Source organism: Salinivibrio sp. YCSC6 (genome assembly GCF_004916735.1).
Lineage (GTDB): Bacteria > Pseudomonadota > Gammaproteobacteria > Enterobacterales > Vibrionaceae > Salinivibrio > Salinivibrio proteolyticus.
This window is the reverse complement of sequence record NZ_CP039516.1, coordinates 1,304,817-1,322,127: the sequence shown is the minus strand read 5'-3', so window position 1 is coordinate 1,322,127 and position 17,311 is coordinate 1,304,817. Positions and strand designations below refer to the sequence as shown.

At 50.9% G+C, this 17,311-nt stretch carries 15 protein-coding genes; 6 read left to right on the top strand and 9 right to left on the bottom strand.

Annotation, left to right across the window (positions count from 1 at the left end; translation table 11 throughout):
* The first annotated feature begins 148 nt into the window (after positions 1-148).
* The 5 genes from E8E00_RS06090 (at position 149) to E8E00_RS06070 (ending at position 6,619) form a co-directional block, all read left to right on the top strand.
* A complete protein-coding gene (locus E8E00_RS06090) occupies positions 149-742 on the top strand; it encodes a PilZ domain-containing protein (protein ID WP_077639422.1) in 594 nt (197 codons plus the stop codon).
* 4 nt (positions 743-746) lie between these two features.
* Positions 747-4,211 carry a transcription-repair coupling factor gene (gene mfd / locus E8E00_RS06085; RefSeq protein WP_096628587.1) on the top strand — a complete coding sequence of 1,155 codons (3,465 nt, stop codon included), beginning with the start codon at positions 747-749 and terminating at the stop codon, positions 4,209-4,211.
* Between the two features lie 41 nt (positions 4,212-4,252).
* Positions 4,253-5,122 carry a peptidoglycan binding protein CsiV gene (locus tag E8E00_RS06080; protein WP_240531888.1) on the top strand — a complete coding sequence of 290 codons (870 nt, stop codon included), beginning with the start codon at positions 4,253-4,255 and terminating at the stop codon, positions 5,120-5,122.
* A gap of 228 nt (positions 5,123-5,350) precedes the next feature.
* Positions 5,351-6,286, top strand: a complete 936-nt coding sequence (locus E8E00_RS06075; protein WP_096628589.1) for a hypothetical protein — start codon at positions 5,351-5,353, stop codon at positions 6,284-6,286.
* Positions 6,287-6,289: 3 nt separating this feature from the next.
* A complete protein-coding gene (locus E8E00_RS06070; protein ID WP_077639419.1) occupies positions 6,290-6,619 on the top strand; it encodes a hypothetical protein in 330 nt (109 codons plus the stop codon).
* 56 nt (positions 6,620-6,675) lie between these two features.
* Here the strand turns inward: E8E00_RS06070 and E8E00_RS06065 are convergent, their stop codons facing one another.
* The 9 genes from E8E00_RS06065 to hinT form a co-directional block, all read right to left on the bottom strand.
* Positions 6,676-8,070 carry a DEAD/DEAH box helicase gene (locus tag E8E00_RS06065; protein ID WP_096628592.1) on the bottom strand — a complete coding sequence of 465 codons (1,395 nt, stop codon included), beginning with the start codon at positions 8,068-8,070 and terminating at the stop codon, positions 6,676-6,678.
* 266 nt (positions 8,071-8,336) lie between these two features.
* Positions 8,337-9,626, bottom strand: coding sequence for an NAD(P)/FAD-dependent oxidoreductase (locus E8E00_RS06060; RefSeq protein WP_069587283.1), 1,290 nt, complete (start codon positions 9,624-9,626; stop codon positions 8,337-8,339).
* 325 nt (positions 9,627-9,951) lie between these two features.
* Entirely contained in the window at positions 9,952-11,289 is a 1,338-nt protein-coding gene (gene hutW, locus E8E00_RS06055) for a heme anaerobic degradation radical SAM methyltransferase ChuW/HutW (protein WP_096628597.1), read from the bottom strand.
* Between the two features lie 174 nt (positions 11,290-11,463).
* Entirely contained in the window at positions 11,464-12,018 is a 555-nt protein-coding gene (gene ycfP, locus E8E00_RS06050) for an alpha/beta hydrolase YcfP (RefSeq protein ID WP_077455894.1), read from the bottom strand.
* A gap of 180 nt (positions 12,019-12,198) precedes the next feature.
* Positions 12,199-13,044 carry a DUF6279 family lipoprotein gene (locus tag E8E00_RS06045; protein WP_096628600.1) on the bottom strand — a complete coding sequence of 282 codons (846 nt, stop codon included), beginning with the start codon at positions 13,042-13,044 and terminating at the stop codon, positions 12,199-12,201.
* Between the two features lie 11 nt (positions 13,045-13,055).
* Complete coding sequence (locus tag E8E00_RS06040; protein ID WP_168174035.1) at positions 13,056-13,922, bottom strand: phosphotransferase; 867 nt, start codon at positions 13,920-13,922, stop codon at positions 13,056-13,058.
* Positions 13,909-14,487, bottom strand: a complete 579-nt coding sequence (locus E8E00_RS06035) for a hypothetical protein (protein ID WP_096628606.1) — start codon at positions 14,485-14,487, stop codon at positions 13,909-13,911. Before E8E00_RS06035 ends, E8E00_RS06040 begins: the two co-directional genes overlap by 14 nt.
* A gap of 69 nt (positions 14,488-14,556) precedes the next feature.
* On the bottom strand, positions 14,557-14,955 hold the full coding sequence (locus E8E00_RS06030; RefSeq protein WP_096628608.1) for a YcfL family protein: 399 nt from the start codon (positions 14,953-14,955) through the stop codon (positions 14,557-14,559).
* A gap of 26 nt (positions 14,956-14,981) precedes the next feature.
* Positions 14,982-15,332, bottom strand: a complete 351-nt coding sequence (gene hinT, locus E8E00_RS06025; protein WP_069587271.1) for a purine nucleoside phosphoramidase — start codon at positions 15,330-15,332, stop codon at positions 14,982-14,984.
* Between the two features lie 204 nt (positions 15,333-15,536).
* On the opposite strand from hinT, the gene E8E00_RS06020 reads away from it, so the two are divergent.
* Positions 15,537-16,892: a dihydroorotase gene (locus E8E00_RS06020; protein WP_077480383.1), complete on the top strand. Its 1,356-nt coding sequence runs from the start codon at positions 15,537-15,539 to the stop codon at positions 16,890-16,892.
* The last annotated feature ends 419 nt before the right edge of the window (positions 16,893-17,311 follow it).

The window sequence follows — 17,311 nt, the reverse complement described above, 5'->3', positions numbered from 1 at the left end:
TGTCGCCAAGTTTACACACGGATTTGACTGAATATTGACGAATACTGCCCAGAAGCACACGTTGACGCCCGATAAGGCGGTCTTGAAACTTTACCTAACGCGACGGGTGCGTGATAATCATGAAATGACTGCAAGATAAGGCACAGTGATGAGCCAAGACGAGTATTTTTCTGTAAGAGCCGCCATACGCATTAATGTTGAGCCGCTTCAAGATAGCCAAGCCCAACCCGATGCGGATGCATTTATGGCGGAAATCCCCGCGCCCTTTCGGGTTGCAAGCCAATGTGGCCAAGTCGATAACGCGGTTGAAAAAGAGTTACAATCTCTTGAGCCGGACGATGCCTCAGCACTGTACCGTATCTTGCAAGCGCAAAACGAAAAGATCACTTTAATGATGGGCTATATGCTCAGTCAGGAAGACGATCCCACGCAGCGCTTCACCACCCATACATTCGGCGCAAGCAGCTTTGCCTATCTAAGCCCTGCGCCGTTAAAGCACGGCGATCATGCGCGTGTGAAGCTGTTTCTTGATTTTCCACCCACAGCGATTTATTGCTATGGCGTGGTCACCCACTGTGAAGAAAAAGCGCCTGACGGTGACCATCCACCCCAATATTTGATCCAAATCCAGTACACACGCTTATTGGAAGACGACCGAGACACTCTGATCCGCGCCGCCTTACATCATCAGCAAAAGCTTTTGCGAAAGCGCGCACTCAACCGAAAGAAATCAAGCAGTTAAATTCATGACTCAACAACCGCTTTACACGTTTACCCTTCCCCGTGGTGCGGGTGACGTCAAACACCTAGGCAACTTAACGGGTGCGGCGTTACCGATTGCCGTCGCCAACATTCGCCAACAACATCAGGGACCCATTTTTTTGTTGGTGCCCGATAACCAAACCGCGGTTCGTTTGCAGCCCGCTATCAGCCAATTTACCGAGGGGCAGTGCGATATTTTTCCCGACTGGGAAACCTTGCCTTATGACAGCTTTTCGCCCCATCAAGATATTATCTCTGCACGACTGGCGTGCCTGTATCAACTGCCAACCCAAGGTGACGGCGTACTGATCGCACCGGCGAGTACCGCCTTACAACGTGTGACGCCGAAACAATTTCTCCATCAGCATGCATTGATGGTGAAAAAAGGGGACGTCCTGTCGCTCGAGAAGCTGCGCGACCAGCTAACGGATGCCGGCTATCGCCATGTTGACCAAGTCATGGAGCATGGTGAATTTGCCAGCCGCGGTTCGATCCTTGATTTATTTCCGATGGGCAGTGATGAGCCTTATCGCATCGACTTTTTCGATGATGAAGTGGACACGATTCGTCAATTCGATCCAGAAAATCAGCGTTCGACGGGTGAGTTAGCGCAAATTCAACTGCTACCTGCACACGAATTTCCCACCGATGATGCCGCCGTCGAGTTTTTCCGTGGCCGCTTCCGAGAGCACTTTGAAGCCCGCCGTGAACCAGAATCTGTCTACCAACAAGTCAGCAAAAAAACATGGCCGGCGGGGATTGAATACTGGCTACCGCTATTTTTCGACCAAACCGAAACGCTTTTCGACTACTTGCCCGATAACACCCTGATTTTAACCGTGGGTGATATCGAAGCGGCGATGACTCACTTCCTCGATGACGTGGCACACCGCTACGACCAGCGCCGAGTAGACCCCTTACGTCCGCTGTTACCGCCGCACGCTATTTGGCTTAATAAAGACCAGCTGTTTAGTCACTTGAAGGATTATCCGCAACTGCGCCTATCAAGTGACAACGTCACAGAAAAAGCAGGCCGTGAGAATGTCGATATCTCTCCACTGCCAACGTTAACAGTCAATCATCAAGCCAAAGAGCCGCTAGCCGCACTGCGGCAATTCAGTGAACAATTTAGCGGTCACTTGGTGTTCTCGGTCGAATCGGAAGGTCGCCGCGAGGCACTGCTTGATCTGCTGACTCAAGCCAAAATCCGCCCCATGGTCGCGTCGTCGCTCTCAGACGCGCTGGCGCAACCGGGCCGATTCAGCCTCATCATTGGGCCGGTTGACCAAGGCTTTATTGATAACACTCGTCAATTTGCCCTGATTTGTGAAAGCGACATGTTTGGCGAACGTGCTGTACAGCAACGTCGTCGTGATAAGCGCAAGCAAAGCGTCAACAACGATGCCGTGATACGCAGTTTAGCCGAGCTCAAACCGGGACAGCCTGTGGTTCACCTTGAGCATGGCATCGGTCGCTACCAAGGGCTGCAGACGCTTGAAGCCGGTGGGCTCAAAACCGAGTACATGACCCTCGAGTACCAGCAGGGCGCCAAGCTTTATGTGCCAGTCGGTGCGTTACACTTGATCAGTCGCTATTCCGGTGGCGCGGAGGACACTGCGCCTATCCATAAGCTCGGTGGCGAAGCGTGGGAAAAAGCACGTCGCCGCGCGGCAGAAAAAGTGCGCGATGTCGCTGCAGAGCTATTGGATGTTTATGCCAAGCGTGAAACCAAGCCTGGCTTTGCCTTCAAACACGATAAAGAAGCCTATCAAGCGTTTCGAGCCAGCTTCCCGTTCGAAGAAACACCGGATCAATCCCAAGCCATTAACGCGGTCCTCTCGGATATGTGCCGCCCCATTGCTATGGATCGCTTAGTGTGTGGTGATGTGGGTTTTGGTAAAACCGAAGTGGCCATGCGGGCTGCGTTTCTTGCCGTTAACAACAGCAAACAAGTCGCCGTGCTGGTGCCAACCACCTTGCTTGCCCAGCAACATTTTGAAAATTTCCGTGACCGCTTTGCCAATTTACCGGTACGCGTCGAGGTACTTTCTCGCTTTAAATCAGCGAAAGAACAAAAAGCCATTCTGGCCGACTGTGCCGAGGGAAAAGTCGATATTTTGATCGGCACCCATAAACTGCTGCAATCGGATGTGAAGCTGCGTGATCTGGGCTTGCTTATCGTGGATGAAGAACACCGTTTTGGCGTCCGCCAAAAAGAGAAAATTAAAGCCATGCGCGCTAACATTGATATTCTCACCCTCACGGCAACCCCGATCCCGCGTACGCTCAACATGGCCATGAGTGGCATGCGCGATCTCTCGATCATCGCCACGCCCCCATCCCGCCGCTTGGCGGTAAAAACCTTTGTCCGCGAGCGCGAAGACACCTTGGTCAAAGAAGCGTTGTTGCGCGAAATTATGCGCGGTGGCCAAGTGTATTTCTTGCACAATGACATCGAAACGATTGAAAAAACCGCGAATGAAATCAGTGAAATGATCCCCGAAGCGCGCGTAACCGTGGCCCATGGTCAAATGCGTGAGCGCGAACTCGAGCGGATCATGAGCGATTTTTATCATCAAAAATATAACGTCTTGGTGTGTACCACCATCATTGAGACCGGTATCGATGTGCCGTCTGCGAACACCATCATTATTGACCGTGCCGACCACTTTGGTTTAGCCCAGCTTCACCAACTGCGCGGACGTGTCGGTCGCTCGCATCATCAGGCTTATGCCTACCTACTGACCCCACATCCTAAGCGGATGACCAAGGATGCCGCCAAGCGTTTAGAAGCCATTGCCTCACTCGAAGATCTGGGCGCTGGTTTTACCCTTGCCACCCATGATTTAGAAATCCGCGGGGCGGGAGAGTTATTAGGCGATGAACAAAGCGGCCAAATTCAATCGATTGGCTTTACCCTCTACATGGATATGCTTGAGCAAGCCGTCGAGGCGCTAAAAGAAGGCAAAGAGCCGAGCTTGGATGCGCTGTTAAAAGAGCAAACCGACGTCGAGCTCCGCCTCCCCGCTCTGCTGCCGGATGACTATATCCCTGACATCAACACCCGTTTGTCGATGTATAAACGCATCGCCAGCGCGAAATCGAATGATGATATTCAAGAGCTTCAAGTCGAGTTAATTGATCGCTTTGGGCTGCTCCCTGATGCCACCAAAAACTTGTTACATGTCCAACAAATCAAGTTACGGGCGGCACACCTAGGAGTGAAGAAAATCGAAGCCAGTGACCGCGGAGGAGTGATTGAATTTCATGAGGATGCGCAAATTGATCCCGGATTCTTAGTGGGACTGTTACAATCGCGTCCAGACAAGTATAAATTTGATGGGCCAACCAAAATTAAGTTTGTCGAAAGCCTCACTGACCGACGTGAGCGGATGAACTTTATTGATGAGCTGTTGACTCAATTTGCAAGTCACCAACTGGTCGCCTAATCGGCGATCAGACTGGCTTGCCAGAGAGAACGGAGTAACCTGTGAAAAACCATCAACGTCAACCACAAGGCTGGCTAACACGCATTGCCAAGCAGAGCATTTGGGCATTGCTGCTTATTGCCATCAGTCAGCCGGCTTTGGCTAAACGACTATATGATGTCGAGCTGATTGTGTTTAAACGCAATCAAGATCCCGCGAGTGTCCAAGAAAGCTGGCCCACCCAAACCGATATCCAGTCGGTCAATCGAGCGGTTCCAGTCACCAATACAACTGCATTACAAAACGCAGGCCTAACCCCGCTACCACGTAGCCAATGGCAATTAACAGACGCGTACAACAAACTGGCCAACCATGCAGGCTTCACCCCGATGGTGCATGTGGCTTGGCGTCAAGATGATAGCGGGCGCGCAGCACTTCCCCTACTGCGGGTTAGCGCGGGCCGAGATTATAGCGACCGGTTTAACGCAGATGGCACCCCGATCACGGCCCAACCTACTGCACCGACAAACGCAACCGCTTCGCATACCGAATCGCAGTGGGAAGAGCAATCATTGGATACTCTCCCCCCTCGCCAGCCGCTCTATGAACTCGATGGGACACTACGCGTCTATGTACAACATTACTTGTTTGTCGAGGCCGATATGGTGCTGCGCGAGCCCAGCGAGCGACGAGCGCTGGTTGAAGACATTATCGATATGCCGTTGCAAACCTCAGACGCACAACAAGGTGCGGCAACCAATACCAACAATGTACAAGTTGCAGGCTTGGAAAAGGTGAAAAAGCAGTATCACATCCAACGTTTCTTGCAGCCCTATGCCTTCACCCACAAACGACGGATGCGCAGTGGCGAGACCCACTATTTGGATAACCCGATGATGGGCATGATTATTCAAGTAAGAAAGGCAAACTAACCCTGTCAAGTCACGGCTGACCCCTATCAGCACTGAACAAAATGGCCTTGTCTTCCTATTGGATGGCAAGGCTTCTTTATGCGCCCACACAATGTAAAAGATATATTTATCAATTTCATTTAGGGTGGTTATTGATACCATATTCAATAAAAAGACTACTGACACATTTATAATCACTGAGTAACAGCCACACTCGTTATTTAGGCTTGCTAACTCTGTGATTATTCCATGCGCTTTTCGCTCTCCCACACACAATGTCGCCATGCCATGCTTTGGGTGGCTATTATCGCCTTGGCAGGCTGTACGTCCCAGTCATCAAAACAACTGGTAAAAGACTATGCGGAACAGTCCGTAAAGATTCATCACGCGGTTGACGCTGTCTACGTCACCGCCGAACAAGCACGCGTGGATGCTATTCTTTCGCGTGCCGTGCGCGATGGCGTGTCTGCGTCCGAGCTGAATATCGCGCCCATCCCGCACACGGGGCAACGACAAGCCCTCGACGATTTAATCCGCTACGCCAACCTTCTTTATGCCTTGGCGTCTGACGATCACGACGCACGCCTTGATGATACCTCGGCAAAATTGCACGACACACTGAACGACTTAGCCAACAACCCTTTTTTGCGTGACGGCCAACCCATTAATGAGTCCGATATTTCGCTGGTGTCGACCGCTATCAACGCACTCGGCCGCGCGATGACAGAGACCTCTCGTCATCAACAGTTACGCGCCGTGATGGAAGCAGGGCAACCCGTCTTGCAACAAACCATTACGCGCTTACGGCAAGACTTACCCAATTGGAACATGGCCACACGCGTCTCTTTCGATCAGGCCTTATCGATTCGCTTGCAGCTTTTAAATAACCCCAATCGCTGCCAACAAAGCAAGGAAACGCGCTGTATCACACTGCATACATCTTATGATGATCGCCTTAAAGCATACCGACAGGCTTACCGTATCAAGCAGGCCCTGCTCAACCTAGACACACGGTTTGCGCAGCTAGACTTGACGCTATCGGACTATCTGATCATGCACGATGCCATCATCGCCTCGCTCACCACCGATAACACCGCTTCTTTGCAAGGGGCGCGCCGCGCTATCGACACGACTAAACAGCATCTTGATGCACTCAAGGATTTTCAGAAGCAGTTGGAGGAATAAGCCATGAGCCCTAAAGACGCCAGCTACCAGCTGCTCAAGGCGAATTATGACAGCCTCGACCGTTTTTTAAACCAAACCCTGATTGGCCCTAAACTCGCGCCTTTACAGCGGAAAAGAGAACAACTCGGCGAGAAACTTTACCTGTACCACACCACCGTGATAGCCACGCACAGTGAGCAATTTGAACAAGACGCTGATGCGTTTGATCGCCTCATCGCCCATGCCCGCCAAGCACAAGCAGTGATTGATGAAGCGGAAGAGACGATTGAGCATGTTGCTAAAATCGGTGACGCGATTGATAAGGTACTGGCACAGCTAGCTAAGGTCATCTAATAAAAAAACCGGCGAGTGGCCGGTTTTTTATTCTTGTTCCGTACACAGCGTCTAGGTTAGGCGCTGTTTTTTGCCGCAGCGGGTCGCGCGCGGCGTGGCTTATTCGCGCCGTTGCTATCGCTGCGCGTGCGTGGTGGGCGATTGCCGGTACCACGTGACTTACCGTCGCCTGCGCTATCGGTATGACGTCGATTTTTGCCTACCGGTTTGTGCCCGCGCGCGTTATCGCCAGAGCGCTGTCCGTCTTGACGCGGTTTATTCTTTTTCGGTTTCTTTGGCTTTAGTGGACGCGTATCCAATTTCGACTCTGGCAACGGATTCGTGACGGGAAAGTCCGCCAGAGTATGACGCGGCAATACCTGTTTAATTAAGCGTTCAATGGCGAACAAATCTTTCGCTTCGTCCGCACAAACCAAAGACACTGCATTGCCCACGGCACCTGCACGACCAGTACGACCAATACGGTGAACATAGTCTTCTGCCACATGGGGTAAATCAAAATTTACCACTTGCGGTAAATGGGCAATATCGATCCCTCGTGCGGCAATATCAGTGGCAACCAATACCCGTACTTCACCGGTTTTAAACTTCTCTAACGCTTTCGTTCGCGCGCCTTGACTCTTATTGCCATGAATTGCCGCCGCGCTGACACCGTACTCTTCGAGATAACGCGACAAACGGTTAGCGCCATGCTTGGTTTTGCTAAACACTAACACCTGCTGCCAATTATTATCGGCAATCAGTGACAGCAGCATCGGCGCTTTTTTCTTCTTATCCGCGGGGTAAATGCATTGCTCTACCCCAGTCGCGGTTTGGTTCGCAGGATTGACTGAAATCTCAACCGGATTGTTGACTAGTTCTTTTGCCAGTTGGCGAATTTCATCCGAGAATGTGGCGGAGAACAGCAAGTTCTGGCGCTTAGCCGGCAGCAAGCCCAAGATCTTACGAATGTCACGAATAAAGCCCATATCGAGCATACGATCGGCTTCGTCCAAGACCAGCACTTCAAGCTGAGAAAAGCGCACGGCATTTTGCTGGTACAGATCCAGCAAGCGTCCCGGAGTGGCCACCAGCACATCAGCGCCTTTGCGAAGTTTCATCATCTGCGGATTGATCTTCACACCACCAAATACCACGGTTGAGCTGAGCGACGTGTATTGGCTGTATTGCTCCACGTTTTTGTGCACTTGCGCAGCAAGCTCGCGCGTTGGCGTCAGGATCAAGGTACGTACATGGTTAGGGCGAGCACGTTTACCCGCCTGCAAACGCTCCAAAATCGGTAAGGTAAAGCCCGCGGTTTTACCGGTGCCGGTTTGCGCCGCCGCCATGACATCGTGTCCTTCAATCACCGCAGGGATCGCTTTTTCCTGAATCGGTGAAGGTGTGGTATAGCCTTGCTCTTGCACGGCTTTTAATAGGGGTGCAGATAGTCCTAAAGAGGAGAAACTCATTAATTGATCTCAATAAATAAAAAATGTCGTCACAGGCCGCATGGCCCATCACTTAGGGTCATGAATATCAATATCGTGGTATGAGAAAAACTCGGCGTCAGGAGGGTTGCTCTAGAAGTGATATCAATAATCTTGATTACGGCGCTATTGTGACGACTTTCACGTCAGGCGGCAACTAGAAATGCGCCAATTCGAACAATAAAAAAGACCGAGGCAAGCCTCGGTCTTTGGGGTTACATGCTGTTTTAGCACAGCTTCACACATGTTTAGTGCAGCTTCAAACTTGGGCGTAGAACGCGGTTGATCCTTCCTACCAACATCATCAGGCCAGTTTTCACGTAACCGTGCAATGCAATTTGGTGCATCCGATACAAAGAGATGTATACCACACGAGCAATCCGCCCTTCGATCATCATCGAGCCTTTGGTCAGATTACCCATCAAGCTGCCTACCGTAGAGAAGCGGCTGAGCGAAACCAGTGAACCATGATCTTTAAACACATAAGGCTTGAGCTCACGACCATTTAATTTAGCAACAATGTTGCTAAAGCAGCGGCTTGCCATCTGATGCGCCGACTGTGCACGTGGCGGTACCATACTGCCATCGGCTTGCGTACACGCTGCACAGTCACCAATCACAAAGATGTCGTCATCACGTGACGTCTGAAGTGTGTTTTTCACGACCAACTGATTAATGCGATTGGTTTCCAAGCCAGCGATATCTTTCAAGAAGTCCGGAGCCTTGATCCCAGCAGCCCACACCATAATATCGGCGTGAATACGCTCACCCTCTTTGGTTTCCAAGCCTTGGTCGTCCGCTTTGGTGACAAAGGTATTGGTTTTCACCGTGACACCCAGCTTCAACAGCTCTTGGTGCGCAGCACTCGAGATACGAGTAGGCAGCGCTGGCAAAATGCGCTCACCGGCTTCCACCAAGGTCACGTTCAGTTTCGAGCTATCTAAATCACGGAAACCATAGTTACGCAGCTCTTTGATGGCATTGTGCAGCTCTGCTGATAGCTCAACACCAGTCGCTCCTGCGCCCACAATCGCAATATCTACGCTGCCTTGGCCGTGTTTAGCATGCAAACGCAAGAATTCGTTGTTCATTTCCGCGCGGAAGCGGTGAGCCTGTTTAGGATTATCGAGGAAGATACAATGGTCACGAACGCCCGGTGTGTTGAAATCATTAGAAGTCGAGCCAATCGCCATCACTAAGATGTCGTACTCGAGCTCACGCTCAGGCATCAGCAGTTCGTTATTTTCATCGTACATGGGCGCCAAGGTGATCACTTTCTGGTCGCGATCAATGTCCCACAAGGTCCCCATTTGGAAATCGAACCCATGATTTTTGGCATGAGCACGATAGCTCAAAGCATCAACGCCCTCATCCATTGAGCCGGTTGCCACTTCATGAAGCAACGGCTTCCATAGGTGGCTACTGTTTTTATCTACCAAGGTGATTTCTGCACGACGCTTGCGGCCTAACGTTCGGCCCAGTTTGGTTGCAAGCTCTAGCCCGCCTGCACCGCCACCGACAACGATAATTTTGGTCACTTCTACATCCTTACCTAATTAAAAACTTATACATCAGCCACTTATATAGTCACTGACAAAAATGGGATTGGGCCAGTAATCAAATTACAGTTTGTTTCTCGCACGCTACGTATTGTTCATTGTTCTTTATGGCCGGAGCGCTATGCGTATTCTGCCGGAAAACGTCGCCTACTTCGAGCATAGATTCGGATTCGGCCGCCTTTTGCATGATGAAATAAAACACCATATTCTGTGGCTAAGACAAGTTAAATTTGGCCCTTTTCTTACACTTTTCTTCGAAATGAAGGTAGCTGACGATAAGCAATTGAATTTTAAATTCCGATGGTTAGAGTGACTGCAAGACATGAATGCAGGCTTGCGCAAGCGTTACGGACCAAAACTGACCAGCAAGAGTAAGCTGTAATCTATTTTCACATAATGTTACCAATCCATGTTGCTGCCAGACCGCGAATAGCGGCGAGAGATACTGAAACACGCTCATCCCTTGCCAAGGCGGTAACGTATCCGCGTGAAGCACACCCGTATCTAATCCCGCTTTGATAGCATCATACACTCGACGATGCTCCACAGCGGCTACAACGCGCGCAATCGGCATGGTATTGGTTTGCATTGCATCGAGATAGGTTGCCAAGTCGCGATGTTGCATGATCCCGACACCGTCAATACTGCCACCGGCACCACACCCTAGCGGTAAAATATCGGCACCATGCTTGGCAAGCCGGTTGTAACGACTTTGCTCACGTTGATCACGTGCCCAGTGATTGACACTGAGTCGTCGACAATCGTGTTGGTCCATCAAACTAACGCCCTGCGCAAACAAGCTGGCTTTTTCTGCCGTCGTTGCCGGCGGTGGCATTTTTCCTTGCTCTACCATGCGCAGCATCGGCGTATTTGGCGCCACCACCAACTGGTAGAGATCAATACCATTGGCGCCGGTTTGCAGATAGTCAGCCACATCTTGTGCAAAAATCTCAGCCGTTTGATAAGGCAAGCCATACAACAAATCCACCACAATCGTCGCTTCCTGACGGGCACTCAGTGCATGAATGCGCTCACGCACAGTGTCACCATCATCTAAACGTTTTGCCGCGCGGCGGACTTGGGTATTAAAGCTCTGTACCCCAAACGAGAAACGGTTAAATCCCCCAGCAAGCGCATGCTCGAACGCATTATCATCAAAGCCATTGATTCGCCCCTCAAGGGTGATTTCGCAGTCGGGCGTGAGCCAAAATTGGCGACGAATTTCCTGACCCAATTGCTGCAATTGCGCTGCCGACAACGCAGTGGGTGTTCCCCCACCGACATACACCGCCTCAAAAGGCTGCGCTTGAGTCCATGGCATTGCCGCTTTCATACCAAGCTCTTTGAGCAAAGCCGCGAAGTAGCTGTCAATCAGTGTGCGGCTCGCCGCATGTTGGAAAAAGTGACAGTAAGTACACCTCACTCGACAAAATGGCACATGGATATATAAACACCGCGACCCAGATTGCACTGACGGAGATAAAAGCTGTGTTGTAACGCCTGCGATGCCTTGTTCGAGCGGTAAAGGCATTTGATGGGTCGCCGCGTGGGCGTGTTTTTTCGGCGGAAAGGCAAAACGCAATGGGTCTGGGGTATGCGTGCCCAAAATCGTCTCATCGAACGGAGTAAGATCAACAAACATAACGGCTCCAAGTATCTATACGCCGAAAACGGCTCTGTAATATAAATACAAGTGATACGCGATCTCATTTGTTGTTTTATTGATCTCACATCGCTCTGAGGCGCTGTTGATGTTTATTCGGTCAATTCGACGCACCCCAGTGCGCAAAGACCCACTTTGCGACTGGGAAACCGATTACGTGTGGAGGGCGGGCTGCTTTTTAAAATCCGCAATGGCGTTGAGGTGTGCCGATAGGTTTTTAAACTTGTGGGTTTGCGTTTCATCCCAACGAACAGGATAGAAAGGTGAAAGCACCTGATAACTGCGGCGACTGTCGAGGACTTCATCCTCTCGCGATAACACCACCAATGCTCGTTGTTGATTGCGTTGACGAAAGTCTGTCACACACTTGGTGGCAATATCCTCATACTCTTCCGGCCGATCAATTTTTCCAGTCATATTCTCGTGCGGATATAAGTTCGGGTTAAACAGGACCTGCTTGATCCCACACAAAAAACCCACCCGTTCTGCCCAATATGCGCCTAAGCCAACGCCGCAGATCAGTGGATTGGGATCCTGACTCGCGTCTAGCTGCGTCTGGACTTGTTTGAGCAAATGCTGCATATCGTGTTTGGGGTGCATAGTGCTGTAATTGATGGTACGCACGTCATCATCGACAAATTGGAGCTGCAACACTTTCTCATGGTTGCCTGGACTGGTTGAATCAAAACCGTGGAGATATAAGATCATGGAAAGCCATCCTTGGTTATCGCAAAGCTGTGACCCCTATCAATAGCATAGCCACCCAGACAGAAAAATGAGCAAGATCACCCTAAAAATAATCAGGGTATTTGGCGTAACCATGAGGTAGGTGCTTTGATGCATACAGCAACGCCCAAACCCTACCGGGCCGAGGGGAAACTAAAAAGACTAGCGGCTCATCTCGTTCAGACGCGTTTGCCACTCAATGAGGTTATCGACCAGTTGAGAACGCTGATCCTCATCAAGGCTACGATCAAGGCGCAACAACCAATCTAACCGGCGTGAACGGTAGATGGCCATTTCGGTTTCCGTCTCCGGTCCAGCTCGCCATGCCACTACATCGTCCACCCACTCTGACAACGCGGCCTCAGTGTCGATCGACTGTCGATTTTTGATAATCGCAAAAAGGCGGCTGACTAAGCGCTCTCGTACCTGACGGAACGTTGGCATCGCCGCTTGCTGATACTCTGCCATTTCGGCAAACAATGGCTGTTGATGACGCGCAGCGCTGCCAATCCACTCTTCCGTATCTTCCTCGAGATCATCACGTTGATAGGCAAATTGCTCATCTTGTGAACGCTTTGCACGTCGTTCGGTTGCCTCTTGAATCTCGTCTTCCATCCACTGGGTGAGCGCCTGCGCTTGCTGGTCATCAAAGCTATCAAGTAAACGCGCCGTCGCGGGCACAAACGCCTGTAGCGTCGCGTGGATCCGCGCTTTTACCGCCTCTTGATGGTCACGTAATTGCGCCATGGTATGTCGCTCGGTACTGTGGGTGGCAATCAGCCCTAAACGTTCGGCTATCGCGGGTAACTCATGGGTTCGATGCCATTGCTGAATCTTGTCGAGGTCGGCTTTCACTTGCCGAGATTGCTCGGGGCGCAAGTTAACAATGTCATCGATGTAGTAATGAATCCAAAACGGCAAGGTGTTATACGCAAGCTCGGTGGTGCATCCGGTCAGGATCAGTAATAAGCTCCCTATCAAGCCATAGCGAAAACGCGACCTAGCCATTGCAACTCTCCTTATGATTCATCCATTCCCGCCAGTTGGCGATATAACCGCTGCGCTTGCTCTTGGTAAGTGCTGAGCCCATATAACGTTGCACCCACTTCATACCAGCATAGCGCGAGATAGTCGGCAAAGGGCAGCCATGCCTCTACCGCTTGGCGAACCGGTGCCGAGTCCTCGATGCATCGCAACGCACAATAATCGGACACGACCTGTGCTGGTGTATAGCCGTTTGCCCGACAAAAAAGTGCAATGTCCAAACACGCACTGCCTAATCGCGCATATTCCCAATCAAGCACACAGGGCTCACCATTTGGCTGAATAACCAGGTTATAACTACCCAAATCCATATGACACACCACAGGGGCGAGCGGATCCGTGGGTAATTGCCATTGCCGCCTGTCACGCAGCTTTTTGAGTGTTTGCTGCTTTGCCAAAGTCAACTGCTGCTCATAATGCTGGCATTGGGTGCGAACATCTTGCGCATCCAAACGGCCTTCCATGGAATGAATACGTACCAACAGGTCGATCAGGATCGCTTGGCTCTCGGCTGAGTGCGGATCAAGGGATTCACCTTCCACCCAAGGGACCAAAAGCCCTTCTGACAACTGACAAACAGGTGCGGAGGCAAGTTGATAGGTAGCGGCCAGCGATTGCGCAGCCGCCTCGCGCGACCGAGAAATCGCAAAAGCGTCACTCACCTGGCTTTGGGGCCGCCACACAAAGCGTCCCCCTTGTGAGTCATCAATCCGCAAACAGCGGTTGGTCAGGCCCCCTTCGAGGGGGGTAACACGCTGAATCGAAACGGTCGCTGAATAGTGCTTACACAACGCCGCTTCCAGTAAGCTTTTTGACGCGGGGGAAAGATTAACGACTGACAAAACGCTGAGTGTCCTGCCATTCAATCACACCTGTGGTCAAATCCATCAGCTGCAGTGATAAGGTTTTCTCTTCTTGCCCCGTGACCTTACCACCGAGCTGATACTGTGCCCCCAGTAAGCGTCCGTATTGCATCACCGTGGTCGGATCAATGAGAACCTGTCCCTCACCCAAACCTAGCGACTGACGGACCACATCGACTTGCGCCTGTGAGACCGTTCCTATCAGCCCTTGTGCGGCAAGGCCTTGCTCTAGCTGTTTTGACACACCCACAGTGTCAATATAACCGTCAGTCAGATTTTGTAGCGGCTGCACCAAAGTAACAGGGGCGCCTTGCAGGCTTTCACTGCCCATTAAGGACTGCACCGCGGCGCGCATGGCTTGATTAAAACTGCCATGCACCACCCCTTGCTGCACGGTGGTTTCTTTTGGCGCCGACGGCTGATAAATCGGCTGCGTGCGAGGTGCACAGCCTGCAACTGTGACAACAAATAGCACCATCGATAATGCTTTTACCAATGTATTTGGCTTACGTAAAGCGGCCGTCAATGCGCAGCATGCGGACATAGAGATGACTCCGTAAATAAAAAATGAATAGACCAGAAAAGCGTGAAAAAGTGCCAACAAACAAGGGGATTATTCTGGTTGCATGACGGCTAAACGAAACTGCGAAACCTTGATATCAGGTATCGGCGCATGAATATCGCGCTGTGTATGGGGAGGAATGGTCACAGATTGCCAAGACGCCGCAGAGGTCGATAATTGGAGCCCTTGGCTATCGTACCAACTAAAGCGATACTGCATGGTTTGCGGGTGACTAGACGTATTTTCTAACCACACACACGCTTGATTTCCGTTTGGGGTGCGACGAACCATCGTCTCTTTAACCCATAGCGACGTCGCCAGCTCTGGATCGGCAAAAACCACGGTTTGGTGTGGCGCAATGCGTAGGTCAGTCGACTGACTCCCTGCGCAGCCCGCCAACACCAAGGCAAGTGCAATCATCAAAATTTGGATTTGATTTTTACACATCATTCACACCATCGTCGGCTTTGCCGTGGTTAACTCACCACCATGGGGCCCAGCGCGCGTCCGCCTACTAGGTGCATGTGAATATGGTACACCTCTTGGCCACCGTGTTGGTTGCAATTCATGATCAAACGATAGCCGTCTTCAGCGATCCCTTCGTCAGCCGCCAGTTTTTTCGCCACCGTCACCATACGACCTAACGCTAACTCGTCTTCAATATTGACATCATTGGTGGTGGGGATCAGTTTGTTTGGTACCACCAAAATATGCACAGGCGCACGCGGGTTAATATCACGGAAAGCAGTGACTAAATCGTCCTGATACAAAACATCTGCGGGGATTTCTTTGCGAATAATTTTGCTGAAGATGGTTTCTTCCGCCATGGTGTGCTCCCTTTTATAAATATAAACCCTGCCAAGTATGCGGTACCCCTTTGCCAAGGGCAATATGTACAGCGCAGTTGCATGCGACAATTTGGTCAAACTTGTGTTAATTGATGTTTATATCACCTTGTAAAATCAAGGGCTGAATCAGGTAATCGTTTGCGCTACTATAGCGCCAACGCCTTTACATGTAAGGATGACAACATGACCACCCTGCTATTTAAAAACGCTTCTGTCGTCAACGAAGGACAAGTTGTTGAGACCGATGTGCTGGTCGAAAACGGCCGAATCTCTCAGATTGCCCGCGATATTAGTGCCCCTGCCGCGGCGGACTGCCGTGTGATTGATGCATCAGGCAAACATTTGTTGCCCGGTATGATTGACGATCAAGTGCATTTCCGTGAGCCGGGATTTCCCAAAAAGGGAACCATCGCGACCGAGTCCAAAGCGGCCGTCGCAGGCGGTATCACCACGTACATGGAGATGCCCAACGTTAATCCCCCTACCACGACACTCGACGCCTTAGAAGAAAAGTATCAACGTGCGTCTCAATCCAGCCACGCTAACTATGCCTTCTATTTGGGCGCGACCAATGACAACATTGATGAAATTCGTCGCCTCGATCCGAACAGTGCCTGTGGTGTTAAAGTCTTTATGGGGGCTTCCACCGGCAATATGCTGGTCAATGATCCGGACACCCTTGACGCTATCTTCGCCGATTGCCCGACCTTGATTGCAACCCATTGCGAAGATACTCCAATGATCACCGAACTCGAGAACATTTATCGCGAGAAATACGGTGAGGACGTGCCAATTGATGCCCACGCGCACATTCGCTCGAAAGAAGCGTGTCTTAAGTCATCCCAGCTGGCGGTCAACCTCGCTAAAAAGCACGGTACACGCCTGCATGTGCTGCACTTGACCACTGAAGATGAGCTGTATCAGTTTGAGCCCGCGAAAACGCTCGAAGCGCTTCAGCAAAAACAAATCACCGCGGAAGCCTGTGTGCATCACTTATTCTTTAACCGTGATGACTACGCGACCAAGGGCACCTTGATCAAATGTAACCCCGCCGTCAAAGAAGCCCACCACCAACAAGCGCTGATCAAAGCGGTGAAAGACGGTGTAATCGACGTGATTGCCACCGACCACGCCCCTCACACCTTTGAAGAAAAACAAAACAGCTATTTTAAAGCGCCGGCAGGCTTACCGCTTGTCCAACACGCGCTTCAAGTGGCGCTTGAGTTTTATCATCGTGGTATTTTCGATTTGCCTCTGGTGGTGCAAAAAGTCTCACACGCGCCAGCGGTACGTTATCAGGTGAAAGAGCGTGGCTTTATCCGTGAAGGATATTGGGCCGACTTGGTACTCGTTGATCTCAACCAGACGCAAACGGTCGATAAAGACAACCTCTTCTACCAATGCCAGTGGTCACCATTCGAAGGCCATACCTTCGGCTCAAGCATCGATATGACGATTGTGAACGGTCAAGTCGCATTCGAGCATGGCCAGCATAGTGACGAGCGCTACGCGACACGTTTAGAGTTCGATCGCAGCTAACCTAACAGGGCGTGCGAATTGCACGATTCGCACGCCTTTTATACGCCCGATGTCTGAGCCTCCCTGCCAAATGTTGCCCGCAAAATAAACACCCCAAACCTTGCTTATCCTCCTGATTATTGACTATCGCGAACGCTAAAAGCCGTGATTTTGTCTGCGAGGTCAAAGTCTGACATGGCAAATCTTGCAGTTAATAACAGTTTGCTTTTATATCCGAATCGTATATTGTGTGGGTGATATATGGATATTCACGCTGCTTGGTATCAACATCTGATTATGTTGAAAAGCCGTGTTCGCAAGGAGAGGTAACCTGAAGCGCATTTCGGTTATCGCGGCACTCGTATCCTACCTCTTCCACTGGCGCAAGCTGTTCATTCTCCCTAAATGGGTAATGAGTCGCTCCAGCTGGCTGATATCCG

Excerpts from the sequence above, each read along its gene's own strand:
- E8E00_RS06030 (WP_096628608.1), bottom strand. The coding sequence starts at position 14,955 with ATGATGTGTAAAAATCAAATCCAAATTTTGATGATTGCACTTGCCTTG.
- E8E00_RS06020 (WP_077480383.1), top strand. The coding sequence starts at position 15,537 with ATGACCACCCTGCTATTTAAAAACGCTTCTGTCGTCAACGAAGGACAA.
- hinT (WP_069587271.1), bottom strand. The coding sequence starts at position 15,332 with ATGGCGGAAGAAACCATCTTCAGCAAAATTATTCGCAAAGAAATCCCC.
- hutW (WP_096628597.1), bottom strand. The coding sequence starts at position 11,289 with ATGTTTGTTGATCTTACTCCGTTCGATGAGACGATTTTGGGCACGCAT.
- E8E00_RS06065 (WP_096628592.1), bottom strand. The coding sequence starts at position 8,070 with ATGAGTTTCTCCTCTTTAGGACTATCTGCACCCCTATTAAAAGCCGTG.
- E8E00_RS06070 (WP_077639419.1), top strand. The coding sequence starts at position 6,290 with ATGAGCCCTAAAGACGCCAGCTACCAGCTGCTCAAGGCGAATTATGAC.
- E8E00_RS06035 (WP_096628606.1), bottom strand. The coding sequence starts at position 14,487 with ATGTCCGCATGCTGCGCATTGACGGCCGCTTTACGTAAGCCAAATACA.
- ycfP (WP_077455894.1), bottom strand. The coding sequence starts at position 12,018 with ATGATCTTATATCTCCACGGTTTTGATTCAACCAGTCCAGGCAACCAT.
- E8E00_RS06045 (WP_096628600.1), bottom strand. The coding sequence starts at position 13,044 with ATGGCTAGGTCGCGTTTTCGCTATGGCTTGATAGGGAGCTTATTACTG.
- E8E00_RS06090 (WP_077639422.1), top strand. The coding sequence starts at position 149 with ATGAGCCAAGACGAGTATTTTTCTGTAAGAGCCGCCATACGCATTAAT.
- E8E00_RS06075 (WP_096628589.1), top strand. The coding sequence starts at position 5,351 with ATGCGCTTTTCGCTCTCCCACACACAATGTCGCCATGCCATGCTTTGG.
- mfd (WP_096628587.1), top strand. The coding sequence starts at position 747 with ATGACTCAACAACCGCTTTACACGTTTACCCTTCCCCGTGGTGCGGGT.